Raw genomic sequence first — 23,628 nt, forward strand, 5'->3', positions numbered from 1 at the left:
TCGTCCACACTAAGTGCGGTTACGTCCTCGCGCGCCAGGGATGCGGCAGGCTGGGGCAATGACCGGTGACGGATGGACCGATGCGGTACGGCGGCAGCTCGGCCTGGGGCGCGTTCTCCCCCTCGGCGGACCGGGCGACGGCTCCTGGCTGACCGAGGCGTGCGCGGACGGGGTGCTGCGCCATGCGGCGCAGCGGGTGAGCGGCGTACGCCTCGGCGGTCTGCGGGTAACGCTCGCCGATCCTTCGCGGGAGTACGTCTCTTCGGTGCCCGCGCCGCCGAGCGCGCTGCCGCCGGGGCCGCTGCGGATCACCGCGGACTTCGCGGCCGAACCGACCGAGCCGTTGCCCGCGGCGGCGGCCCGGCTGCGGACCGCCCTGTTCGCGGCGGCCGGGGAGCGGCTCGGCCTGGTCGTCGAGGACGTGGACCTCAGCGTGACGACGCTCCTGGAGGCGGGGCAGGCCCCCGCGGCCGTACCGGCGGACGGAGCGACGCCGCCGGACGCTGCGCAGGCGGCGCCCGGCGACGGGGACGAGGCCCGCGTGGCGAGCGCGGCCCTCGACGTGCCGGGCGTCCGGCGGCTGACCGGCGCCCTCGGCGGTTTCGGCCGCGCCGTTCACCTCGACGAGGCCGTGAGCGATCGAGCGGCGGACGCCTCCCTGCCGCGTCGCCACGCGCGCGTGGAGCTGGCGACGGACCGCGAACACCGCGCCCTGGACGTGGCGCTCGCGGTCCGCGCGGCGGTCGGCGACGTGCTGCGGGACCACCCTTCGGTGGCCGTCCTGGTCACCGGGGTGGAGTGACGGCGTCAGTCTCCGAGCCCCGCCAGGTCCCGCAGCCGGCGCCCCTGCGCGGCACGCTCGGCGGTGCGCTGCTCCTCGTATGTACGACCGGCGACACCCTGGAGCAGGGCCTTGGTCTCGATGACGGCGTCGCGCGGCGCGGTGAGCAGCGCGGCCGCGAGGTCGCTCACGGACGCGTCGAGCTGGTCGGCGGGCACGACGAGGTTGGCCAGGCCCACGCGCTCCGCCTCGGGCGCGTGGACGAACCGCCCGGTGGCGCAGATCTCAAGGGCGCGGGCGTATCCGACAAGCCCCACGAGGGGGTGCGTGCCGGTGAGGTCGGGCACCAGGCCCAGGCTGGTCTCGCGCATGGCGAACTGCACGTCGTCGGCGGCGATCCGCAGGTCGCAGGCGAGCGCGAGCTGGAAGCCCGCACCGATGGCATGCCCCTGGACGGCCGCGATCGACACGATGTCGCTGCGCCGCCACCAGGTGAACGCCTCCTGGTATTCGGCGATCGTCGCGTCGAGGACGTCGTCTTCGCCGCGCGCCAAGTCGATGAAGGACGGCTCACCGTCGAAACCCTCGGGCGTGAACGCCTGGCGGTCGAGGCCCGCGGAGAAGGACTTGCCCTCACCGCGGAGCACGACGACACGGACACTGCCCGGCACCATCCGGCCTGCCTCGGCCAACGCCCTCCACAGCGCGGGAGATTGGGCGTTGCGCTTGGCCGGGTTGGCCAACGTCACCGTGGCGACAGCCTCGTCGACAGTCAGGCGTACGCCGTCCTTGTCGAGTACCGGTGCGGATCCGCCGAGTTCACTGCCGGGCGAAACCATGGGAGCCTCCGATGGTGGTGTGCAGTCGGTCCGGACGCTGTACGCGCCCGTAAGTGACTGCACAGTAACCACCCAGTCGACAGGGAGTCCCCCCAGGTCCCGTTAAGGACTCCGGGGGACGATCGACCGGGTGGCCACCGTCGGAGCCGGTGAACCGCCCGCAGCCGTCAGCCGGCTGCGGCCTTCTTGCCTCGCGTCGCCCCGCCGCGTCCCCGCAGCGTGACGCCGGACTCGCTGAGCATCCGGTGCACAAAGCCGTACGAACGGCCGGTCTCCTCGGCCAACGCCCGGATGCTCGCACCGCCGTCGTACTTCTTCTTCAGGTCTGCCGCGAGCTTGTCGCGCGCGGCGCCGGTTACCCGGCTGCCCTTCTTCAGAGTCTCGGCCACCCGTGCCTCCTCATGGGAAGTGCGCTCTGGACTTCTCATGATCACCCCTCCCGGGCTTCCTGGCCACCCATTCGGCAAGGTCCGTACGACGAGGTTTCCCGCAGGAGAAGGCGACACCACGAGTGGAATTAACGATTCCGCGCGGGGAATTCCATGGGGCCGAATGGGTTGCGAGGCGAAGTGCCAGGTCAGCGCGGTGCCGGGCGAGAACAGGGCCCGTGGCCCGCGCCGCCCCCGAAATCCGTGTACCCCACACTTCGGTACGAGGACACCTCACACAGATGAAGGATCACGGCTCGGCCGAATGATCCATACGCTGTGGATCAGCTATTCGATCAACCTGTGTGGACTCCTCGCGGGGCCCGCCCGGCGATCAGCGGGGCCCGCCCGGCGATCAGGCGAGCGCGACCAGATCCGCGTAGTCCTGGCCCCACAGGTCCTCGACGCCGTCGGGCAGCAGGATGATCCGCTCCGGCTGGAGCGCCTCCACCGCGCCCTCGTCGTGCGTGACGAGGACGACCGCGCCCTTGTAGGTGCGCAGCGCGCCGAGGATCTCCTCGCGGCTGGCCGGGTCGAGGTTGTTGGTGGGCTCGTCGAGGAGCAGGACGTTGGCGGAGGAGACCACCAGGGTCGCGAGCGCCAGACGGGTCTTCTCGCCACCGGACAGGACGCCCGCCGGCTTGTCGACGTCGTCGCCGGAGAAGAGGAACGAACCGAGCGTCTTGCGCACCGCCACGAGGTCGAGGTCGGGGGCGGCCGAGCGCATGTTCTCCAGGACCGAGCGCTCCGGGTCGAGGGTCTCGTGCTCCTGCGCGTAGTAGCCGAGCTTGAGGCCGTGGCCCTCGATGACCTGTCCCGTGTCGGGCTTCTCGGCGCCGCCGAGGAGCCGCAGGAGGGTGGTCTTGCCCGCGCCGTTCAGGCCGAGGATGACCACGCGCGAGCCCTTGTCGATGGCGAGGTCGACGTCCGTGAAGATCTCCAGGGAGCCGTACGACTTCGAGAGGCCCTCGGCCATCAGCGGGGTCTTGCCGCAGGGCGAGGGGTCGGGGAAGCGCAGCTTGGCGACCTTGTCGCTCTGGCGCACCTCGTCCAGACCGGCGAGGAGCTTGTCGGCGCGCTTGGCCATGTTCTGCGCGGCGACGGTCTTGGTGGCCTTGGCGCGCATCTTGTCGGCCTGCGAGTGGAGCTGGCTCGCCTTCTTCTCCGCGTTCTGGCGCTCGCGCTTGCGGCGCTTCTCGTCGGACTCGCGCTGCTGCTGGTAGAGCCGCCAGCCCATGTTGTAGACGTCGATCTGGGCGCGGTTGGCGTCCAGATAGAAGACCTTGTTGACGACCGTCTCGACCAGTTCGACGTCGTGGGAGATCACGATGAAACCGCCGCGGTAGGACTTGAGGTAGTCCCGCAGCCAGACGATGGAGTCGGCGTCGAGGTGGTTCGTGGGCTCGTCGAGGAGCAGGGTGTCGGCGTCCGAGAAGAGGATGCGGGCCAGCTCGACGCGGCGGCGCTGGCCACCGGAGAGCGTGTGGAGGGGCTGGCCGAGCACGCGGTCGGGGAGGCTGAGCGCGGCGGCGATGGTGGAGGCCTCGGCCTCGGCGGCGTAACCGCCCTTGGTGAGGAACTCCGTCTCCTGGCGCTCGTACTGCCGCATCGCCTTGTCGCGCGTCGCGCCCGAGCCGCTGGCGATGCGCTGTTCGTTCTCGCGCATCTTGCGGATGAGGGTGTCGAGGCCGCGCGCGGAGAGGATGCGGTCGCGGGCGAGCACGTCCAGGTCGCCGGTGCGGGGGTCCTGCGGGAGGTAGCCGACCTCTCCGGAGCGGCTGATGGTGCCGCCGGCCGGGATGCCCTCACCGGCGAGGCACTTGGTGAGCGTGGTCTTGCCCGCTCCGTTGCGGCCCACCAGACCGATGCGGTCGCCCTTGGCGATGCGGAAGGTGGCGTTCTCGATGAGGATGCGGGCGCCGGCGCGCAGCTCGATGCCGGAAGCGGTGATCACGGACAGACTCCTGGGCAGGGGTGGGTTCGGACGGCGGAAAGGCTAGAAAGGTGGTGCCGCGCGCAGCGCGCCGTTGGAAGGGCGGTGGCGGGCTGGCGGGCGGGCGTTCACGCCGTCTAATGCACGAGGAGAATGGCCATACGGCCAATTCTAACGGGGCGGTGCAACCGCTTTTCCTGCCCGGGTTCGTACGTCGTCGGGGGCGCCGCCCGGCAGCTCGTTGCCCAGGGGTGAGCGGCGGGGCACGATGCGGCCGAGGTCGTCCACCGCGATCAGCTGCGAGGTCCACGGCGTCGCGGCGTCGCCGCAGGGCTGGGCGACCATCAGGGCGCCCTCGCGCCGCACGGAGCGTGCGGGCTCGAAGGCGCACCCGGGGTGGGCCGGCAGCACCCAGCGCAGGTCGCCGTCGGCGCTGCGGTAGGCGGCGATGCGCTGCGGGGTGACGACGGCGATCATCCGGCCGCGGAGATCGAGCGGCTGGAGGACTCCGGCGGCTCCCCGGGAGGCCGCGGAACCGAGCCAGGACGCGCTGTCGGGGATGCCGCGGTGCCAGCGCACGGCGCTGCCGTCGGCGCGTGGCGCGGTGTCGGTGACCAGACCGTCGCTCCAGAGCGCGACGGCGTGCCCGGGGACAGGGAGCAGCGCGAGCGGGCGGGCCCCCTCGCGGCGGTACGTCCAGTGGGCGCGCCCGCTCGCCGGGTCGTACGCCTCGACAGCGCGGCCCGTGGTGCGGAGCTCGGGGGCTGCCGTGCCGTCGGCCACGCGCGCGTGCACGGTGACGTGGTCACCGTAGGGGGCGGGCAGCGAGTGGTGGGCCGCGGTGATGAGCGGCAGGGCGAGCAGGCCGAGAGCCGCCGGCAGGGCGAGCCGGGATCCGCGGCGGGCGGGCACCGGTTCCGCGGGGCTCGCGCGACCGGATCCGGTCACCCCGAACGGCACAACGGACACGACGCCCCCCTCATGCGGGCACCTCGGCCGGTACCTCTGCCCACGCAACAGGCGCAGAGCGTAGCGGCGGCCCCGCCGCACGGCCCCGGGCGACGGCCGCGACACGACGCACCGATCGGCGAGGGTCCCCCGTTCGGACCCCCGTCCGGCGCCACACCGAGTGGGGCATATCAGGATGAAGGCGCCGGCATCTCGGCACAGGGCGGCGCGACGCCGCCCCGGACGCGAGGCAGAGGGTGGTGCGCCCATGCAGTTCGACGACGACGCCAATCTGGACACGTCCGAGGTACAGGACGTGCGGGGCAGCCGGATCCCCGGCGGCAAGGCGGTCGGCGGCGGCATCGCGGGCCTGATCGCGCTGCTCCTCGGGCTGTTCTTCGGGGTCGGCCCCGACCAGCTCGGCCTCTCGTCGGGCAACGAGGAGCCCGCCGCCACCTCCACGTCCCTCGCGCAGGTCCAGCAGAGCTGCCGTACCGGGCAGGACGCCAACACCAAGGACGACTGCCGCATGGTGGCCGTGGTCAACAGCGTCCAGGACTACTGGCGCCCGGAGTTCCAGCGCCGGGAGGGGACCTACTCCGCCGCGCCGACCGTCCTGTACACCAGCCGGGTGGGCACGGCCTGCGGCGCCGCGTCGTCGGCGGTCGGCCCCTTCTACTGCCCCGGCGACCGGAAGGTCTATCTGGACCTCGGCTTCTTCGACGAGCTGCGGACCAAGTTCGGCTCCAGCGGCGGCCCCTTCGCACAGGCGTACGTCGTGGCGCACGAGTACGGGCACCACGTGCAGAACCTGATGGGGACGCTGCAGCGCTCCCAGGACGGGCGCACGGGACGCAACAGCAACGCCGTGAAGGTGGAGCTGCAGGCCGACTGCTACGCGGGTGTCTGGGCGCGGCACGCGACCCGCACCGCCGACGACAGGACGGGCAAGCCGCTGATCACCAGCCTCGACGAGGCGGACATCCGCGAGGGCCTGGACGCGGCGGCCGCCGTGGGCGACGACCGCATCCAGGAGAAGTTCCAGGGCCGGGTCACCCCCGAGTCCTGGACCCACGGCTCGGCCGAGCAGCGCCAGCAGTGGTTTTACCAGGGCTACCGCACCGGCGACATGGCGCAGTGCAACACCTTCCGGTGAGGCTCCGCAGGCTCTACACCCCTCCGGTGTGCACCTGGAAGGCCGCCCGGCGCACGGCCTTGGCCAGCGCCGGGTCGGGGTGGGCCGCCGCGAGGGCCACCAGGACCTGGACCGTGCGGGGGTGGCCGACCCTGCGGACCTCGTCAAGGAGCGCGGGCACGGTGGGCTGCACCGCGGACTCCAGATGGCGTACGAGGAGGTTGATCTCCCCGTGGTCGGCGACGGCCGCCGCCGTGTCGACCCACAGCCACGTCGACTCCTCCCGCGTCAGGACGAGGTGGACGTCCTCGGGGTCGGCGCCTTCGTGCTCGGCCAGCCAGATGAGGGCGTAGGGCCGCAGCGGGGTCTCCTCCACGGCGGCCCGCACCTCCGCCTCGGCCGGGGCGCCGACCACCCGCAGGGCCTCGAAGGCGAGGCCGCGCAGCAGGGCGTCCTCGCCGCGGGCGGCCTCCAGGAGCTCGGCGACGGCGCTGCCGACGGGGCGGGCGGCGAGCCAGGCGCGGTACTCGGAGCGGGCGGCGTTCGGGCGCAGGCGGGCGCAGCCGCGCAGCATGTCGTCCGCTGACTGCTCGATGTTGCCCGCCGGGCTCTGCGCGGCCACGCAGATCTGCTCCAGCTTGACCCAGACCGCCCAGCTGCCGAGCGGCGTCAGGGTGGCCTGTCCGTCGGCGTACGTCAGCGCTCCGACGGCGGCGAGACCGCGCAGCGCCCAGTCCAGGAGGGTGGCGAGGGACGGGGTGTCGGCCACGTCGAGCGGCTCGGGCTGCGGGCCGTAGGGGATCTCGCAGCGTTCCGTGCGCAGTTCGGTGACGCGCTGGTCCAGGAGGTCGAGGAGCTGCGGCACGGGGACGGGGCCCGCGGAGAGCTGCAGCAGGGTGAGGAGCTGCGGCATGGCCTCGACGGTCTCGGCCACGGTGGCGGGCGGCAGTTCGCGCGACGCGGGGTGCGCGAGCGACCAGGCGTCGAAGAGGGCGACCCAGCCACGCAGTACGGCGGCGTCGTCACGGTCCCAGGCGCGCAGCCGCCAGCCGGGGCGCGCACTGTCACCGTGCACCTCGATGAGGCCGGCGAGCCGTGCGGTGTCCCAGTCGGCGCGGACCTGATCCGGGGTCAGCGCCAGTTCCGCGGCGGCCCGTTCGGCGGTGGCGGCGGAGAGGGTGCCGTCGCCGCCTTTGGCGGCCGCGGCTCCCGTCGAGCCCGTGGGGGTTCCCGGGCGGGTGCGCCCCGGGTGCAGGGACGCGTCGGCCCAGCGCGCGATCCGTACGGCGTCGGCGAGGCTCCTGCGCGCCATCCGGGCCAGCTCTCCCGGGGCGGGTGTGCCCTCGGGCGGCCGGGGCGCGGGGCGGCGCGCACGTGCTTGCGTCACTGCGCCGGGGGCGGTCAGGGGCCGCGCTGCGCCGCGCTCCACCCCCGCTCGCCTCTCGGCCCCGGGGGACTGAGCGCGGACGAGTCGGAGCCTTGAGTCGCGCGGGATACGGGACGTCACGGGAGCAGTCTTCCTGTTGACGGTCCGAAAACCCAAACGGAATGTCTGCGCAAGGCTTCCGAGCGCCGCCTCGGAGGGCTTTCGCGCGCTACATGAGGGGCGTGAGGAAGCGCCGCAGTGCTTCTTCGTAGCCCGCGGGGTCGGCGTTCCACATGGCGCCGTGGGGCGCATCCGGAACGGTGTGGAGTGTGACCAGCTCCGGGCGGCGCTCGGCCAGTTGCCGGGAGAGCGCCCAGGGGGCGATGACGTCGTCGGGGCCGTGGAAGAGGAGCGTGGGGACCTTGAGCACCTCGGGGTCGGCGGCCTCCAGGATGCGGTCGCCGCGCAGGCCCGTGCGCCCCTGGGCGGCGCGTACCGCGAGCGGCAGCAGGGGCCCCGGTGTGCGGCGGGCCGCGGCGAGGGCACGCAGGGTGGTCTCCCAGTTGAGCACCGGGGAGTCCAGGACGAGTCCGCTGATCCGGTCGCGGAGTGCCGAGTACGCGGCGGCGTGCAGGGCCATGGCGGCGCCGGTGGACCAGCCGTGCAGGATCACCTTCTGGGCGCCGTAGCGCACGGCGTAGCGGATGGCCGCGTCCAGGTCGCGCCACTCGGTCTCGCCGAGGTGGCCGAGGCCGTCCGGGGAGCGGGGCGCTCCGAGGTCGCCGCGGTAGGCGAGGTCGAGCACCGGAAACTGCTGGTGGTGCAGGAAGTCCATGACGACCATGGGGTGCTCGCGGGTGGTGCCGAGGCCGTGCACGGTGATCACCCAGGTGTCGCGGACGCCCGGCACGAACCAGGCCGGCAGACCGCCGAGTTCGCCGGGGATGTCGACGTCCGCGTGGTCGATGTCCAGGGCCGAGTGCGGGTCACCGATGTGGACCTGCGGGGTGAGCCAGACCTTCGCGCCGGGTTCCATGGCGCCATGCGTGACGCGCTCCAGGCGGCGTACGACGGTGTCGGCCGCGTGCGGGGCGGCGTCCAGGACGGGCCCGATCACGGCATGACTGCCGTGGCCGCTGAGCCCGTACGTACCGGGGCGCAGGCTCGCCAGGGCGCGGGTCAGGGTGATCTGCCCGGCGGCCGTGGAGTGGACGGTGAGGCGGGGCTCGGTCGGCAGCGGGCGGCCGGCAGGTGCTTTGAGGGCCGCGTTGCTGGCGAACCGGCCCGCGGCGACGGCGGCTGCGCCGCCCAGGAGGGCGGTCGTGACGGCGGTGACGGCCGTTGCCGTCGCGTTGGCTGGGCGCACCTGCCCAGTGTCGGGCCCTGGCCTGGCTGGGGCCAGTGGGCGGGGCCCGCGGGGTGACGCGACTTCACCTTCGGCCCCACCGGGGGGCGTCCGTGATGTCACTTCGCCCGCGCCACCACGGGGCCGCGTCACTGTTGGCCGTAACCCCGCAGCCTGTCCTCCGCCTCCCTCAGCTGTCCCGTCGACAGGAGGGTCGGGGCGTGACCAGGGACGGAGCTGGCCGTCAGCCACAGGTGGGACATCCACTCCAGCTGCGCCGTACGGTCGTACGCCTGGTCCAGGGTGTCCCCGTACGTGATGGTGCCGTGGTTCTGCAGCAGGCAGCCGGTGCGTTCCCTGAGGGCCCGGAGCATGTTCTCGGCCAACTCGTCCGAGCCGTACGGCGCGTATCGGGCCACCCGTACGGGGCCGCCGAGCGCGGCGGCCATGTAGTGGATGGGCGGGAGCTCCGGGACCAGGGTGGAGACGGCGGTGGCGTGCACCGCGTGGGTGTGGACCACGGCCGCGGCGTCCGTGGTGCGGTAGACCGCGAGGTGCATGGGAAGTTCGCTGGTCGGGGCGAGCTCACCGAAGAGGCGGTTGCCGTCCGTGTCGACGCCGACCGCGTCCCGCGGTCCCAGCCGGTCGTAGGGGACCCCGCTGGGGGTGACCAGGATCGTGCCGCCGAGGCGCACCGAGACGTTGCCCGAGGTGCCCACCACCAGGCCGTCCGCCACCGTCCTGCGGGCCGCCGCCACCAGTTCGTCCCACGCCCGCTCCACGCCCCGCCGGCCTTCGTCCCGCTGCTCCGTCATGCCGTGATCCTGCCAGGCGCCTCGCGATCCGCCGGCGCGGCGGCCGGGCGGCTCGGGTGATCAGAATCTCTTCGGCGGCTCGCCGAGGCGGCTTGAGGGGCGGGCCCGAGGGTGGTGAGGCACCCTGGGAAGCCGGGAATCCGGGCCTCCCGCCGCCGCTCCGGTCGATCACCGGCACGGCACAAGCGGAACCGGAGCGAAGGCGCCCCGTATTGGGTCACCGCACGGCCCGGCCCAGTTCACTTTCCGTTCACCAAGGTTGCCTACGTTCCACTTGCCACTGACGTCCAACAGAAGCCTGGGTAAATGGAACACATCACGCTTCTCCTCGGGATCGTGATCGTTACCGCTCTCGTGTTCGACTTCACGAACGGTTTCCACGACACAGCCAACGCGATGGCTACCACCATCTCGACTGGCGCTCTCAAGCCCAAGACGGCGGTGGCCATGTCCGCCGTGCTGAATCTCGTCGGCGCTTTCCTCTCCGTCGAAGTCGCCAAGACGATCTCTGGCGGCATCGTCAACGAGGACGGACTGAAGACAGAGGTGATCTTCGCGGCGCTGGTCGGCGCGATCCTCTGGAATCTGCTGACCTGGCTGGTGGGCCTGCCCTCCAGTTCCTCCCACGCACTCTTCGGTGGCCTCATCGGCGCCGCGGTCATGTCGATGGGCTGGTCGTCGATCAACGGCGGCACCGTCGTCACCAAGATCCTGATCCCGGCCCTGGCCGCGCCCCTCGTGGCGGGTCTCGCCGCGCTGGTGGCCACGCGCCTGACGTACCGGATCGGCCGCAACACCGACACCAAGGCCACGGCCAAGGGTTACCGCGCCGGACAGATCGCCTCCGCGGGCCTCGTCTCGCTGGCCCACGGCACGAACGACGCGCAGAAGACCATGGGCATCATCACGCTCGCCCTGGTCACGGGCGGCGTCCTGAATCCGGGTGCCAACCCCCCGATGTGGGTCATCGTCTCGGCCGGTGTCGCCATCGCGCTCGGCACCTACCTCGGCGGCTGGCGCATCATCCGCACCATGGGCAAGGGCCTCACCGACCTCCAGCCGCAGCAGGGCTTCGCCGCCCAGACCAGCGCCGCGACGGTCATCCTGGCCTCCTCGCACATCGGTTTCTCGCTCTCCACCACGCAGTCCTGCTCCGGCGCCGTGATGGGCGCGGGCCTCGGCCGCAAGGGCGGCGTGGTCCGCTGGTCCACGGCGACCCGCATGTTCGTCGCCTGGGGTCTGACCCTGCCGGCCGCCGGTCTGGTCGGCGCGGGGGCCGAGTTCCTCACCAAGCAGGGCCCCTGGGGCATCGCGGCCACCGCCGCGCTCCTCATCGGCGGCTCCGCCGTCATCTGGGTGCTGTCCCGGCGCAACGCCGTCGACCACACGAACGTCGCCGACGACGAGATCGGCGGCTCCTCCGCCGCCGAGCCCGTGGGCGTCGTGACCAACGCGATGGCCGCCGTCACACCGCCCCCCACCGGGTCGGCCGTGGCCAGCGCGGACGTCGACTTCGTCAAGGCCACCATCGCGGCCCCGACCAGCACCGTGGCGGACCCCGCCCGGCCCGCCACGGTGTAAGGAAGAGTCAGCATGGACATCGACTGGGCAGCTCTCGGCTCCGTCTTCGGAGTCAGCCTCGCGGTGACGGTGGCCCTGGTGGGCCTGTTCACCCTCGGCATCGTCGGCCTCTCCAAGCACGAGGCGGCCACGTCCGGCGCCTCCAGCGCCGGCGCCTCCGCGGGTGCCTCCACGGCGGGCGGCACCGCCGCCGCGGCCCGCACGGGCGCGTACGTGTGCTTCGCGCTCTGCGCGGCGGCCGTGGCGTACGGGATCTATCTGATCGTCGCCTGACGACCGGCCTCGAAGGTGGGGTGCGGGACGCTTCTGCGTCCCGCACCCCACCTTCGTATGTGGGCCTCCGCACACTCTCCCGTCGCAGGTCAACGGCGAGTTGACGGGCCTTCGCGGGCCGTGGTGGACTGCCGGAGCCAATACGGCAGCAGGAGAGGAAGCCGGTGCGAATCCGGCGCGGTCCCGCCACTGTCATCGAGGAGCTGACTCCTCGGAAGCCAGGAACTCTCGCCGCCGATCACGTCGAACCAGGGCGCGGACACCCTGAGTGAGGACATTCGCCATGCGCGGCCGCCCGTTGCCGGACCAGTTCCCGAGCGTGAGCTCTCTTCTCGGCACGACGACCGGCTGAAGCCATGCGTGCCGATCGCGACTTCGCGTACGGCGCCGCCGCCGGCCTCCTCGGTGATCTGTTCCTCGGCGATCCGCGCCGCGGGCATCCGGTCGCCGCGTTCGGGCGGGCCGCGAGCGCTGTCGAGCGACTGCTCTGGCGTGACCACCGCGGGTGGGGCGCCCTGCACGCCGTGGTGTGCGCCGGAGGCGCGGCCGGCGCCGCCGTCCTGGCCTCTTCTCTTGTACGTGACTCACGCGCCGCGTCCGTCGCGCTGACCGCCGCTACCACCTGGGCCGTGGTCGGCGGCACCTCGCTGGGGCGTGAGGCGCGGGCGATCGGCGGGGCGCTCGCCGCCGGGGACATCGAGGTGGCGCGTGAGCGGCTGCCGCATCTGTGCGGCCGCGATCCGCAGGCGCTCGACGCCGACGGCATCGCGCGGGCCGTGGTCGAGTCCGTCGCCGAGAACACCTCCGACGCCGTGGTGGGGGCGTTGATGTGGGGGGCCCTTGGCGGGGTGCCCGGCCTCGTCGCCTTCCGCGCCGTCAACACGCTCGACGCCATGGTCGGGCACAAGTCCGTGAAGTACCGGCGCTACGGGTGGGCTTCCGCGCGCCTCGACGACGTACTGGGGTGGCCGGGCGCCCGGCTCACCGCGGTGCTCGCGGCTGCCGCCGGGGACGCGCCGCGTGGCGCGGTGCGGGCCTGGCGGGAGGACGCCGCCAAGCATCCGAGCCCCAACGCGGGGCCCGTCGAGGCCGCGTTCGCCGGGGCGTTGGGCGTACGGCTCGGGGGGACCCTCTCGTACGCGGGCCGGGTCGAGCACCGGCCTGTCCTGAACGGGGACGGGCGGGGCGTCGAAGTCACCGACATCGAGCGGGCAGTGAAGCTGTCGCGGCGGGTCGGGCTGCTGGCTCTCGGGGTCGCCGCAGCCGTGAGCACCATACGGAAAGGCAGGGCCTCATGAGTGGTGGGCTGCTCGTCGCAGGAACCACGTCCGACGCGGGCAAGAGCGTCGTCACCGCCGGGATCTGCCGGTGGCTGGCCCGAAAGGGCGTCTCCGTCGCGCCCTTCAAGGCGCAGAACATGTCCCTCAACTCCTTTGTCACGCGCGAAGGCGCCGAGATCGGGCGGGCGCAGGCCATGCAGGCGCAGGCCGCCCGGGTCGAGCCGACCGCGCTGATGAACCCCGTGCTGCTCAAGCCCGGCAGCGACCGCAGCAGCCAGGTCGTGCTCATGGGCAAGCCGGTCGGTGAGATGAGTGCGCGTGGCTACCACGGTGGGCGGCAGGAAGCGTTGTTGTCGACCGTCGTGGGATGCCTCGAGGAACTTCGGGGCAGCTATGACGCCGTGATCTGCGAAGGTGCGGGCAGTCCCGCCGAGATCAATCTGCGGCGTACGGACATCGTGAACATGGGGATCGCGCGGGCCGCCCGCTTCCCTGTGGTCGTGGTGGGAGACATCGACCGCGGGGGCGTCTTCGCCTCCTTCTTCGGGACGACGGCGCTGCTGAGTGCCGAGGACCAGGAGCTGGTCGCCGGGTATCTCGTCAACAAGTTCCGGGGCGATGTCTCGCTGCTCGAACCGGGGCTCGACATGCTTCATGAGCTGACCGGGCGGCGCACGTTCGGTGTGCTGCCCTTCCAGCACGGCCTCGGCATCGACGAGGAGGACGGGCTCCGGGTCTCCCTACGGGGTGCCGTGCGGGAGTCCGTGGTCGCTCCCCCGGTCGGTGAGGACGTGCTGCGGGTCGCCGTCTGTGCCGTACCGCTGATGTCGAACTTCACGGACGTGGACGCGCTGGCCGCCGAACCCGGCGTCGTCGTGCGGTTCGTGGACCGGGCCGAGGAACTCGTCGACGCCGATCTCGTGATCGTGCCGGGGACGCGCGGCACCGTCCGCGCCCTGGAGTGGCTGCGCGAGCGCGGTCTCGCCGACGCCATCGCGCGGCGCGCCGCCGAGGGGCGGCCCGTGCTCGGGATCTGCGGCGGCTTCCAGGTGCTCGGCGAGCACATCGAGGACGACGTCGAGTCGCGTGCGGGGGCCGTGGACGGGCTCGGGCTGCTGCCGGTGCGCGTGCGGTTCGCGCGGGAGAAAACCCTCGCGCGGCCGGTCGGCGAGGCGCTCGGTGAACCCGTCGAGGGGTACGAGATCCATCACGGCGTCGCTCAAGTCCTGGGCGGAGAGCCGTTCTTGGACGGGTGCCGGGTCGGCGAGGTGTGGGGCACGCACTGGCACGGCTCCCTGGAGTCCGACGCGTTCCGGCGGCGCTTCCTCACCGAGGTCGCCCGCGCCGCCGGGCGCCGCTTCGTGCCCGCGCCCGACACCAGCTTCGGCGCGCTCCGCGAGGAGCAGCTCGACCTGCTCGGCGACCTGATCGAAGAACACGCGGACACGGACGCGCTGCTCAGCCTGATCGAGACCGGCGCACCCGCCGGTCTCCCCTTCATCGCACCGGGGGCACCCTCATGACCGTCCTGCTTCTGTCCACCGCCGACACGGACCTCCTTGCCGCCCGTGCCTCCGGCGCCCCCTACCGCATCGGCAACCCGACCCGGGTCGACGCGCAGACCGAGCTGCCCGCGCTGATCGAGGGCGCGGACATCGCCGTCGTACGCCTGCTCGGCGGCAAGCGGGCGTGGGAGGACGGTCTTGCGGGGCTGAAGGCCGCCGGGATCCCGACGGTGCTGCTCGGCGGCGAGGCCGTACCGGACGCCGAGTTGATGGCGGAGTCGACCGTGCACGCGGGGTCCGTGGCGGAGGCGCTGCGGTATCTCGTCGAGGGCGGCACGGAGAACCTGCGCGAGCTGGCCCGGTTCCTCAAGGAGGACGTGCTTGCGGCGGGGCACGCGCGCTCCGGTGACGCCCACGAGCGGCAGAGCGCCGAGCCGCGGAAGATGCCCGAGTACGGGGTGCACGGCACGCGCGCGTACGTCGAGGGCCGGCCGACCGTGGGGGTGCTCTTCTACCGGGCGCACCAGCTCTCCGGGAACACCGGTTTCGTCGACACGCTGTGCGACGCGATCGAGGCGCGGGGCGCCAACGCCCTTCCCGTGTACTGCGGTTCGCTGCGCGGCGCGGACGCGGGCCTGTACGAGATCCTCGGGAAGGCGGACGCCCTGGTCGCCACCGTCCTCGCGGCGGGCGGCACGCACGCCTCGGGCGCGAGCGCGGGCGGCGACGAGGAGGCCTGGGACATCGGCGCCCTCGCCGACCTCAACATCCCTGTCCTGCAAGGACTTTGTCTGACCTCGTCGCGTGCCACGTGGGACGCGTCGGACGCCGCGCTCTCCCCCATGGACGCCGCCATGCAGGTGGCGATCCCCGAGTTCGACGGCCGTGTCATCACCGTGCCGTTCTCCTTCAAGGAGCAGGGCCCCGACGACGTACCGGTGTACGTGGCCGACCCCGAGCGTGCCGCCCGGGTCGCCGGAATCGCCCTGCGGCACGCCCAGTTGAAGCACAAGCCGAACGCCGAGAAGAAGCTAGCGCTCGTCTTCACGGCCTATCCCACCAAGCACTCGCGCGTCGGCAACGCGGTCGGCCTCGACACCCCCGCGTCGGCGGTGCGGGTGTTCGACTCCCTGCGGGACGCGGGGTACATCGTCGAGGGCCACCCCGACAACGGCGACGAGCTGATCCACCGGCTCATCAACGCCGGTGGCCACGACGTCGAGTGGCTCACCGAGGAGCAGCTGGCCGCCGCCCCCGCGCGCGTGCCGCTCGCCGACTACCGGGCGTGGTTCGACAAGCTGGACCCGGAGCTGCGTGACGGCATGCTGGAGGCGTGGGGTGAGCCGCCCGGCAATCTGTACGTGGACGGCGACGACATCGTGCTCGCCTCCCTGCAGTTCGGGAACGTCGTCGTGATGATCCAGCCGCCGCGCGGCTTCGGTGAGAACCCCATCGCGATCTACCACGACCCCGACATGCCGCCCTCGCACCACTACATGGCGGCCTACCGCTGGCTTGAGATGTCCTTCGGCGCCGACGCGGTCGTCCACATGGGCAAGCACGGCACGATGGAGTGGCTGCCGGGCAAGGGCCTTGGCCTGAGCGGTGGTTGTGCTCCTGACGCGGTGCTCGGCGAGCTGCCGCTGATCTACCCGTTCATCGTGAACGACCCCGGCGAGGGCACCCAGGCCAAGCGGCGCGGGCACGCCACGGTGGTGGACCACCTGGTGCCGCCGATGGCGCGTGCGGACACGTACGGGGACCTGGCGAAGCTGGAGCAGCTCCTCGACGAGTACGCGCTGGTCAGCGACCTGGACCCGACGAAGGCCCCTGCCGTCCGCGCGCAGATCTGGACGCTGGTGAAGGCCGCCGAGCTCCACCACGACCTGCATGTCGACGAGCAGCCGGACGACGTCGAGTTCGACGAGTTCGTCATGCACATCGACGGTTATCTCTGCGAGATCAAGGACGTGCAGATCCGCGACGGACTGCACATCCTCGGCGGCGGCCCCGAGGGCGAGGCGCGCGTCAATCTGGTCCTCGCCGTCCTGCGGGCCTCGCAGGTGTGGGGAGGGACGGCCAACGCCCTGCCCGGTCTGCGGGCCTGCCTCGCCGAGCACTTCGGGCTCAGCGAGAAGGAGCTGCTCGCCGAGCCGGGCGCGGCGGTGAAGGTCGCGGACGGCCTGACGTCGCTGGTCGACGGGCCCGCGCGGACCGGCGCGGACGCGCTTGACCTGCTTGAGCAGCTGTGCCGCCGGCTCGCCGAGGGCATGGAGGAGCGCGGCTGGGATCTCTCCGCCGTGCGAGGGCTCGTACGGGATGTCGTAGGCGTCGAACTGCCGCCCGCCGTGGCCGTGTTGGGCTTCGCGTGCGAGGAGGTCGTGCCCCGTCTTGCCAGGACCACGGACGAGATCGGGCACATCCTGCGGGCGCTCGACGGCGGTTACGTCCCCGCCGGGCCCTCCGGGTCGCCCACGCGCGGGCTCGTCAACGTGCTGCCGACCGGCCGCAACTTCTACTCCGTCGACCCCAAGGCGATCCCCTCGCGGCTGTCCTGGGAGGTCGGCCAGTCGCTGGCCGACTCGCTCATCGCGCGCTATCTGGCGGACACCGGCGACTACCCGAAGTCGGTCGGCCTGACCGTGTGGGGCACCTCGGCGATGCGTACGCAGGGCGACGACATCGCGGAGATCCTGGCGCTGCTCGGCTGCCGTCCCGTGTGGGACGACGCGTCGCGGCGTGTGACCGGGTTCGAGATCGTGCCGGTGGAGGAGCTCGGCCGGCCGCGCATCGATGTGACGGTGCGGATCTCCGGCTTCTTCCGTGACGCGTTCCCCCATGTCATCGGCCTGATCGACGACGCGGTACGGGCCGTGGCGGAGCTGGACGAGGCCCCGGAGTCCAACTACGTGCGGGCGCACTCCGACGAGGACACCGCCGAGCACGGCGACCGGCGCCGGGCCACATCCCGGATCTTCGGCTCCAAGCCCGGGGCCTACGGCGCGGGTCTGCTGCCGCTGATCGACGCGCGCAACTGGCGCAGCGACGCCGACCTCGCCGAGGTGTACGCGGTGTGGGGCGGTTACGCGTACGGGCGCGGGCTCGACGGGAAGGCCGCGCGCGGGGACATGGAGACCGCGTTCCGGCGGATCAACGTCGCGGCCAAGAACGTGGACACCAGGGAGCACGACCTGGTCGACGCCGACGACTACTTCCAGTACCACGGCGGCATGGTCGCCATGGTGCGCCACCTCACGGGCGAGTCCCCCGAGGCGTACGTGGGCGACTCGGCAACCCCCGACCAGGTGAAGACGCGGACCCTGGGCGAGGAGACCCACCGCGTGTTCCGGGCCCGCGTGGTCAACCCCCGCTGGATGGCGGCCATGCGGCGCCACGGCTACAAGGGCGCCTTTGAGATGGCCGCCACCGTGGACTACCTCTTCGGGTACGACGCGACCGCGGGCGTGGTCGACGACTGGATGTACGAGAAGCTCTCCGCCGAGTACGTCTTCGACCCCGAGAACCGGGAGTTCATGCAGAAGTCCAACCCCTGGGCGCTGCGCGGCATTTCGGAGCGGCTGCTCGAAGCGGCCGAGCGTGGCCTGTGGGCCGAGCCCGACGCGGGGACGCTGGAGCGGCTGCGGGCCACCTACCTGGAGCTTGAGGGCGAGCTGGAGGGCGAGGGGTGAGGCCCGCCGTTCCCGCACCCTGCCCCTGCCCCTCCCTGGTTCACGCAATGGAGGCCTTGTGACCACCCCCTATCCGTTCACCGCCCTCGTCGGCCAGGACGACCTGCGGCTCGCCCTGCTTCTCAACGCCGTGTCGCCCGCCGTCGGCGGCGTGCTCGTCCGCGGCGAGAAGGGCACCGCCAAGTCCACCGCCGTGCGCGCCCTTTCGGCGCTGCTTCCGCAGGTGCCCGTCGTCGCCGGCTGCCGGTTCTCCTGTGACCCGGCCGCTCCCGACCCCGCATGCCCGGATGGTCCGCACCACGTCGCCGGGGCGTCGGTGCGGGACGCGCGGATGGTCGAGCTGCCCGTCGGTGCCTCCGAGGACCGGCTCGTCGGGGCGCTCGACATCGAGCGTGCGCTCGCCGAGGGCGTCAAGGCCTTCGAGCCGGGACTGCTCGCCGACGCCCATCGCGGCATCCTCTACGTCGACGAAGTGAACCTGTTGCACGACCACTTGGTGGACCTGCTGCTCGACGCCGCCGCCATGGGTGCCTCGTACGTCGAGCGTGAGGGCGTCTCCGTGCGCCATGCCGCGCGGTTCCTGCTCGTGGGCACCATGAACCCCGAAGAGGGCGAACTGCGCCCGCAGTTGCTCGACCGTTTCGGGCTCACCGTCGAGGTCGCCGCGTCGCGCGAGACCGACCAGCGCGTCGAGGTCGTGCGGCGGCGGCTCGCGTACGACGACGACGCGGAAGGGTTCGCCGCACGGTGGGCCGACGAGGAGTCCGCGGTGCGGGCCCGGATCGTCGCCGCCCGCGCGCTGCTTCCCCAAGTGCGGCTGGGTGACGGTGCGTTGCGGCAGATCGCGGCCACCTGCGCGGCCTTCGAGGTCGACGGGATGCGGGCCGACATCGTGATGGCGCGTACGGCGACGGCGCTCGCCGCGTGGGCGGGGCGCGAGGACGTGCTCGCCGAGGACGTCCGGCAGGCCGCGCTCCTGGCTCTTCCGCACCGGCGTCGGCGCAACCCCTTCGACGCGCCGGGGCTCGACGAGGACAAGCTCGACGACACGCTGGAGCAGGCCTCCGACAACGACCAGGGCGACGACGACCCGGACCCCGACGGCCCCGGCGGTGGCGGAAAGCCCCCGGAGAGCGGGCCCGACACCCCCGACACCCCGGGCTCGCCCGAGTCGCAGGGCGAGGCGGGCCAGGAGGGCGAGGCAGGCCAAGGGGACGAGGCCGGCCAGCAGGACGAGGCGTCGCCCGCGCAGGCTCCGGCCGCCGGTGGCGGTGAGCAGCAGCCCGTGCGGGCCGCAGAGCCGTTCCGCACCAAGATGCTGAGCGTGCCCGGCCTCGGTGAGGGTGCCGCAGGGCGGCGCTCACGGGCGCGCACCGAGCACGGGCGGACCACCGGCGCCCGGCGGCCCCAAGGAGCCCTCACCAAGCTGCACTTGGCGGCCACCGTGCAGGCCGCGGCCCCGCATCAGCGGGCGCGCGGCCGCTCGGGGCGCGGGCTCGTCGTACGGCGTGACGATCTGCGGCAGGCGACGCGGGAGGGACGTGAGGGCAACCTCGTGCTCTTCGTCGTGGACGCCTCCGGGTCCATGGCGGCCCGGCAGCGGATGAGCGCCGTGAAGGGCGCGGTGCTCTCGCTGCTGCTCGACGCCTACCAGCGGCGGGACAAGGTCGGCCTCGTCACCTTCCGAGGAGCCGATGCCGAGGTGGCGCTGCCGCCCACGTCCTCCGTGGACGCTGCCGCCGCGCGCCTGGAGTCGCTGCCCACGGGCGGGCGTACGCCTGTCGCGGCCGGGCTGCTCAGGGCGCACGAGGTGCTGCGGGTGGAGCGGCTGCGCGATCCGGCGCGGCGTCCGCTGGTGGTGGTCGTGACGGACGGGCGGGCCACGGGTGGCGTGGAGCCGGTGGCCCAGGCGGGGCGCGCGGCGCGGCTCTTCGGGGCCGCGGGGATCGCTTCGGTGGTCGTGGACTGCGAGTCGGGGCCCGTGCGGCTCGGGCTCGCGGGGCAGCTCGCGGGTGAGCTCGGCGGGACGGCCGTGACGCTCGACGAACTGCGGGCGGAGTCCATCGCCGGGCTCGTCAAGGACGTACAGGGAACTCGAACGAGGAGCGTGGCCTGATGCCTCAGGGGCAGCCGAGCGTGGTGCCGGACGACGGGCTCACCACGCGCCAGCGGCGTAACCGTCCGCTGGTCGTCGTGCACACCGGGATCGGCAAGGGGAAGTCCACCGCCGCTTTCGGTCTGGCGCTGCGGGCCTGGAATCAGGGGTGGCCCATCGGGGTCTTCCAGTTCGTGAAGTCGGCGAAATGGAAGGTCGGCGAGGAGAACGCCCTCAAGGTGCTCGGGGCATCCGGCGAGGGCGGGTCCGTCGACTGGCACAAGATGGGCGAGGGCTGGTCGTGGATCCAGCGCGCGCCCGCCCACGGCGAGCAGAGCAACGAGGAGAAGGCCCGCGAGGGCTGGGAGCAGGTCAAGCGGGACCTCGCCGCCGAGACGTACCAGCTGTACGTCCTCGACGAGTTCGCCTACCCCATGCACTGGGGGTGGATCGACGTGGACGACGTCATCGAGACGCTCCGGGCGCGGCCGGGGAACCAGCATGTCGTCATCACGGGGCGCAACGCGCCTGCTGAGCTGGTCGAGTTCGCCGATCTCGTCACCGACATGTCCAAGGTCAAGCATCCGATGGACGCCGGTCAGAAGGGCCAGAGGGGCATCGAGTGGTAGCTCGGCTCGTCGTCGCGGCGCCGTCGTCCGGAAGCGGGAAGACGACCGTCGCCACGGGGTTGATGGCCGCGTTCGCCGCGGCCGGGCTCGCCGTGTCCCCGCACAAGGTGGGGCCCGACTACATCGATCCCGGGTATCACGCGCTGGCCACGGGGCGGCCTGGCCGCAACCTGGACGCGTATATGTGCGGGCCGGAGTTGGTCGCGCCCCTGTTCGCCCATGGGGCGCGGGGGTGCGACCTCGCCGTGGTCGAGGGTGTCATGGGCCTGTACGACGGGGCCTCCGGGCAGGGTGAACTGGCTTCCACCGCGCAGGTGTCGAAGCTGTTGCGGGCGCCGGTGGTGCTTGTCGTGGATGCGTCGTCGCAGTCGCGGTCTGTTGCCGCGCTTGTGCATGGGTTCGCCTCGTGGGATCCGGAGGTGCGGATCGGGGGCGTGATTCTGAACAAGGTGGGGTCTGCGCGGCATGAGGGGTTGCTGCGGGAGGCTCTTGATGAGTCGGGGGTGCCTGTGCTGGGGGCGTTGGGGCGCGCGCCCCAGGTTCAGGCTCCCTCTCGGCACTTGGGGCTCGTTCCTGTTGCCGAGCGGCGGGCTGAGGCTTTGGAGTCCGTCGCGGCGTTGGCCTCGCAGGTGCGGGAAGGGTGTGACCTGGAGGCGATTCTTGCGCTGGCGCGTAGTGCGCCTGGGTTGTCCGGTGACGCGTGGGATCCGGTTGCTGTGGGGGCCTGCGGCGCTTCTTTCCCCAATCCCACCCCTTCCCGAAACTGGGGCTCCGCCCCAGACCCCGCTCCTCAAACGCCGGAGAGGCTGAATACTCGTCCCGTGGTCGCCATCGCCGGTGGCCCCGCCTTCTCGTTCTCCTATGCGGAGCATGCCGAGCTGCTCGCCGCCGCGGGAGCCGACGTCGTCACCTTCGATCCGTTGCGCGACGAGGAACTGCCCCCCGGCACCGCCGGGTTGGTCATCGGTGGTGGGTTCCCCGAGGTGTACGCGCCCGAGCTCTCCGCCAACGAGCCGCTGCGCAAAGCCGTCGCCGAACTCGCGCTCAGCGGTGCGCCTGTCGCCGCCGAGTGTGCCGGACTGCTGTACCTGACCCGGGAGTTGGACGGGAAGCCGATGTGCGGGGTGCTTGACGCGCACGCGCGGATGTCCGAGCGGCTCACGCTCGGCTACCGCGACGCCGTCGCCGTGTCCGACAGCTCGCTCGCGGCGGCCGGGACCCGGATGCGCGGGCACGAGTTCCACCGCACCGTCGTCGAACCGGGCGCCGGGGCGGTCGCCGCCTGGGGGATGCACGCTCCTGAGCGGCGGCTCGAAGGCTTCGTACAACAAGGTGTGCACGCGAGTTATCTGCACACGCATTGGGCCGCCGAACCCGGTATCGCCCGTCGGTTCGTAGAGAGGTGCAGAGGATGGGCAGCAGCATGAGCAGCAAGCTGGTCGGTGTCGGGGTCGGCCCCGGAGACCCCGAGCTCGTCACGGTCAAGGGCGTGAACGCCCTGCGCGCCGCCGCTGTCGTCGTCGTGCCCGTCATGGCCGCGCCGGACGGGACGGACGGCGGGGAGCGTGGCCGGGCCGAATCGACCGTGCTGCACTACGTCCCCGAGGACAAGGTCGTACGCGTCGTGTTCGCGCTCAACGAGCGCAGTGACCGGCAGCGCCGCGAGGCCGCCTGGGACGCCGCTGGCGAGCGGGTCGCCCAACTGCTGCGCGAGCAGGGTTCCGTGGCCTTCGCGACGATCGGTGACCCCAACGTGTACTCGACGTTCACCTACCTCGCGCAGACCATCGCGGAGCTCGTGCCCGGCGTCGAGGTGGAGACCGTGCCCGGCATCACCGCCATGCAGGACCTCGCAGCGCGCAGCGGCGCCGTCCTCACCGAGGGCACCGAGCCGTTGACGCTGGTGCCGGTGACCGCGGGCGCCGCGGTGCTCAAGGACGCGCTCGCCGGGCCCGGCACGGTCGTCGCGTACAAGTTCGGGCGGCTCGCCCACGAGGTCGCCGCCGCGCTGCGCGAGACCGGGCGCACCGAGGACGCCGTGTGGGGTTCCGCCCTTGGACTGCCCGAGGAGTCCATCCAGGGCGCCGCCGGTATCGGCGAGGCCCCGCTGCCCTATCTGTCGACGCTCATCGCTCCCGCGCGGCGCGAGGGCGGCCGGGGCGGGAAACTGTGACCTCCGCGCACGCCTCGGCGCCTGTCGCGGCCTCACTCCGCGATGCCCACCACCAGCCAGATGAACGCCGCTCCCGCCACCGTGCACAGCAGCGTCGAGCGGGCCGGGTGCTCGTGGTGCGCCTCCGGCAGGATCTCCGCGGCGGCCAGGTAGAGCAGCGCTCCGCCGAAGAACCCGAGATACCCGCCGAGCAGTTGCTCCGGAATGGTGAACAGGAGCGTCGACGCGGCGCCCACCACCGGGGCCACCGCGTCCGCGAACAGCATCGCGATGGCCTTGCGCCGTGCGTTCCCGTACAGGCTGGTGAGCGTGTACGTGTTGAAGCCGTCCGCGAAGTCATGGGCGATGACCGCGAGGGCCACCGCCGTTCCCATGCCGCCGCCCACCTGGAAGGCGGCGCCGATCGCGATGCCGTCCATGGCGCTGTGCCCGACCATCGCGCCGGCCGCCGTCAGGCCCACCTGCGGCACCCTGCCCTTGTCGTGCTCGTCCGCCCCGTGCCCGGCGTGCCGGCCCGCGAGGAGGTGCTCCACGAGGTGCGCGGCGAGGAAGCCCGCGACGAACAGGAGCAGCGCCGCGGGGACGCCGAAGACCGGGGTGCCGGCGGCCTCGATCGCCTCCGGCAGCAGGTCGAGTCCGACCACGCCGAGCATCAGACCGCCCGCGAGCCCCAGGACGAGGTGGCGCCGGTCGGTGACCCGCTGGGCCGTCCAGCCGCCCACCAGGGTCATCACAAAGGCGCCGAGCGCCACGAACACCGCCATGCGCCCTTGCTAGCCGATTGACCCCCTGCCCCGCACATCCGGCGCGGGG

19 protein-coding genes and 1 riboswitch are annotated in these 23,628 nt (G+C 72.5%); of the genes, 11 read left to right on the plus strand and 8 right to left on the minus strand.

What is annotated here, in order from left to right; genetic code table 11:
* The first annotated feature begins 58 nt into the window (after positions 1 to 58).
* Positions 59 to 802 carry a nucleopolyhedrovirus P10 family protein gene (locus tag ABXJ52_RS08305; protein WP_367040533.1) on the plus strand — a complete coding sequence of 248 codons (744 nt, stop codon included), beginning with the start codon at positions 59 to 61 and terminating at the stop codon, positions 800 to 802.
* 5 nt (positions 803 to 807) lie between these two features.
* On the opposite strand, the gene ABXJ52_RS08310 is transcribed toward ABXJ52_RS08305, so the two are convergent.
* The 4 genes from ABXJ52_RS08310 to ABXJ52_RS08325 form a co-directional block, all read right to left on the minus strand.
* The gene (locus ABXJ52_RS08310; RefSeq protein WP_367040534.1) at positions 808 to 1,620 is read right to left on the minus strand and encodes an enoyl-CoA hydratase/isomerase family protein; all 813 of its coding nucleotides are present in this window, start codon (positions 1,618 to 1,620) and stop codon (positions 808 to 810) included.
* Between the two features lie 167 nt (positions 1,621 to 1,787).
* A complete protein-coding gene (locus tag ABXJ52_RS08315; protein WP_055550175.1) occupies positions 1,788 to 2,009 on the minus strand; it encodes a helix-turn-helix domain-containing protein in 222 nt (73 codons plus the stop codon).
* A 394-nt stretch (positions 2,010 to 2,403) separates the two neighbouring features.
* Positions 2,404 to 4,002 (minus strand): ABC-F family ATP-binding cassette domain-containing protein, encoded by a 1,599-nt coding sequence (locus ABXJ52_RS08320; RefSeq protein ID WP_367040535.1) that lies wholly within the window; start codon positions 4,000 to 4,002, stop codon positions 2,404 to 2,406.
* A gap of 150 nt (positions 4,003 to 4,152) precedes the next feature.
* On the minus strand, positions 4,153 to 4,950 hold the full coding sequence (locus ABXJ52_RS08325; protein WP_367040536.1) for a hypothetical protein: 798 nt from the start codon (positions 4,948 to 4,950) through the stop codon (positions 4,153 to 4,155).
* A 247-nt stretch (positions 4,951 to 5,197) separates the two neighbouring features.
* Here ABXJ52_RS08325 and ABXJ52_RS08330 point away from each other — a divergent pair, with 247 nt between their 5' ends.
* On the plus strand, positions 5,198 to 6,085 hold the full coding sequence (locus tag ABXJ52_RS08330; RefSeq protein ID WP_367040537.1) for a neutral zinc metallopeptidase: 888 nt from the start codon (positions 5,198 to 5,200) through the stop codon (positions 6,083 to 6,085).
* A 13-nt stretch (positions 6,086 to 6,098) separates the two neighbouring features.
* Here the strand turns inward: ABXJ52_RS08330 and ABXJ52_RS08335 are convergent, their stop codons facing one another.
* From ABXJ52_RS08335 to ABXJ52_RS08345, 3 genes are all read right to left on the minus strand, one after another.
* A complete protein-coding gene (locus tag ABXJ52_RS08335; RefSeq protein WP_367040538.1) occupies positions 6,099 to 7,571 on the minus strand; it encodes a hypothetical protein in 1,473 nt (490 codons plus the stop codon).
* An 88-nt stretch (positions 7,572 to 7,659) separates the two neighbouring features.
* Positions 7,660 to 8,796 (minus strand): alpha/beta fold hydrolase, encoded by a 1,137-nt coding sequence (locus ABXJ52_RS08340; RefSeq protein WP_367040539.1) that lies wholly within the window; start codon positions 8,794 to 8,796, stop codon positions 7,660 to 7,662.
* A 128-nt stretch (positions 8,797 to 8,924) separates the two neighbouring features.
* Entirely contained in the window at positions 8,925 to 9,590 is a 666-nt protein-coding gene (locus ABXJ52_RS08345; protein ID WP_367040541.1) for a class II aldolase/adducin family protein, read from the minus strand.
* A gap of 306 nt (positions 9,591 to 9,896) precedes the next feature.
* Here ABXJ52_RS08345 and ABXJ52_RS08350 point away from each other — a divergent pair, with 306 nt between their 5' ends.
* The 9 genes from ABXJ52_RS08350 (at position 9,897) to cobI (ending at position 22,815) form a co-directional block, all read left to right on the plus strand.
* Entirely contained in the window at positions 9,897 to 11,171 is a 1,275-nt protein-coding gene (locus ABXJ52_RS08350) for an inorganic phosphate transporter (RefSeq protein WP_367040543.1), read from the plus strand.
* A 12-nt stretch (positions 11,172 to 11,183) separates the two neighbouring features.
* The gene (locus tag ABXJ52_RS08355; RefSeq protein WP_367040545.1) at positions 11,184 to 11,444 is read left to right on the plus strand and encodes a hypothetical protein; all 261 of its coding nucleotides are present in this window, start codon (positions 11,184 to 11,186) and stop codon (positions 11,442 to 11,444) included.
* 106 nt (positions 11,445 to 11,550) lie between these two features.
* A riboswitch (cobalamin riboswitch) is annotated at positions 11,551 to 11,693 on the plus strand.
* Positions 11,694 to 11,800: 107 nt separating this feature from the next.
* A complete protein-coding gene (locus tag ABXJ52_RS08360; RefSeq protein ID WP_367040547.1) occupies positions 11,801 to 12,742 on the plus strand; it encodes a cobalamin biosynthesis protein in 942 nt (313 codons plus the stop codon).
* Complete coding sequence (locus tag ABXJ52_RS08365; RefSeq protein ID WP_367040548.1) at positions 12,739 to 14,247, plus strand: cobyric acid synthase; 1,509 nt, start codon at positions 12,739 to 12,741, stop codon at positions 14,245 to 14,247. The genes ABXJ52_RS08360 and ABXJ52_RS08365 overlap by 4 nt, the downstream gene beginning before the upstream one ends.
* Entirely contained in the window at positions 14,244 to 17,918 is a 3,675-nt protein-coding gene (gene cobN / locus ABXJ52_RS08370; RefSeq protein ID WP_367040550.1) for a cobaltochelatase subunit CobN, read from the plus strand. Before ABXJ52_RS08365 ends, cobN begins: the two co-directional genes overlap by 4 nt.
* Positions 17,919 to 17,976: 58 nt before the next feature.
* Positions 17,977 to 20,034: a putative cobaltochelatase gene (locus tag ABXJ52_RS08375; RefSeq protein ID WP_367040552.1), complete on the plus strand. Its 2,058-nt coding sequence runs from the start codon at positions 17,977 to 17,979 to the stop codon at positions 20,032 to 20,034.
* Positions 20,034 to 20,642 carry a cob(I)yrinic acid a,c-diamide adenosyltransferase gene (gene cobO, locus ABXJ52_RS08380; protein ID WP_367040554.1) on the plus strand — a complete coding sequence of 203 codons (609 nt, stop codon included), beginning with the start codon at positions 20,034 to 20,036 and terminating at the stop codon, positions 20,640 to 20,642. Before ABXJ52_RS08375 ends, cobO begins: the two co-directional genes overlap by 1 nt.
* Entirely contained in the window at positions 20,636 to 22,069 is a 1,434-nt protein-coding gene (locus ABXJ52_RS08385) for a cobyrinate a,c-diamide synthase (protein WP_367040556.1), read from the plus strand. Before cobO ends, ABXJ52_RS08385 begins: the two co-directional genes overlap by 7 nt.
* A complete protein-coding gene (cobI, locus tag ABXJ52_RS08390) occupies positions 22,066 to 22,815 on the plus strand; it encodes a precorrin-2 C(20)-methyltransferase (protein ID WP_367040558.1) in 750 nt (249 codons plus the stop codon). Before ABXJ52_RS08385 ends, cobI begins: the two co-directional genes overlap by 4 nt.
* A 32-nt stretch (positions 22,816 to 22,847) precedes the next feature.
* Here the strand turns inward: cobI and ABXJ52_RS08395 are convergent, their stop codons facing one another.
* A complete protein-coding gene (locus tag ABXJ52_RS08395; RefSeq protein WP_367040560.1) occupies positions 22,848 to 23,579 on the minus strand; it encodes a ZIP family metal transporter in 732 nt (243 codons plus the stop codon).
* Between the last annotated feature and the right edge of the window lie 49 nt (positions 23,580 to 23,628).

It is taken from the genome of Streptomyces sp. Je 1-332 (genome assembly GCF_040730185.1).
Classification (GTDB): Bacteria; Actinomycetota; Actinomycetes; order Streptomycetales; family Streptomycetaceae; genus Streptomyces.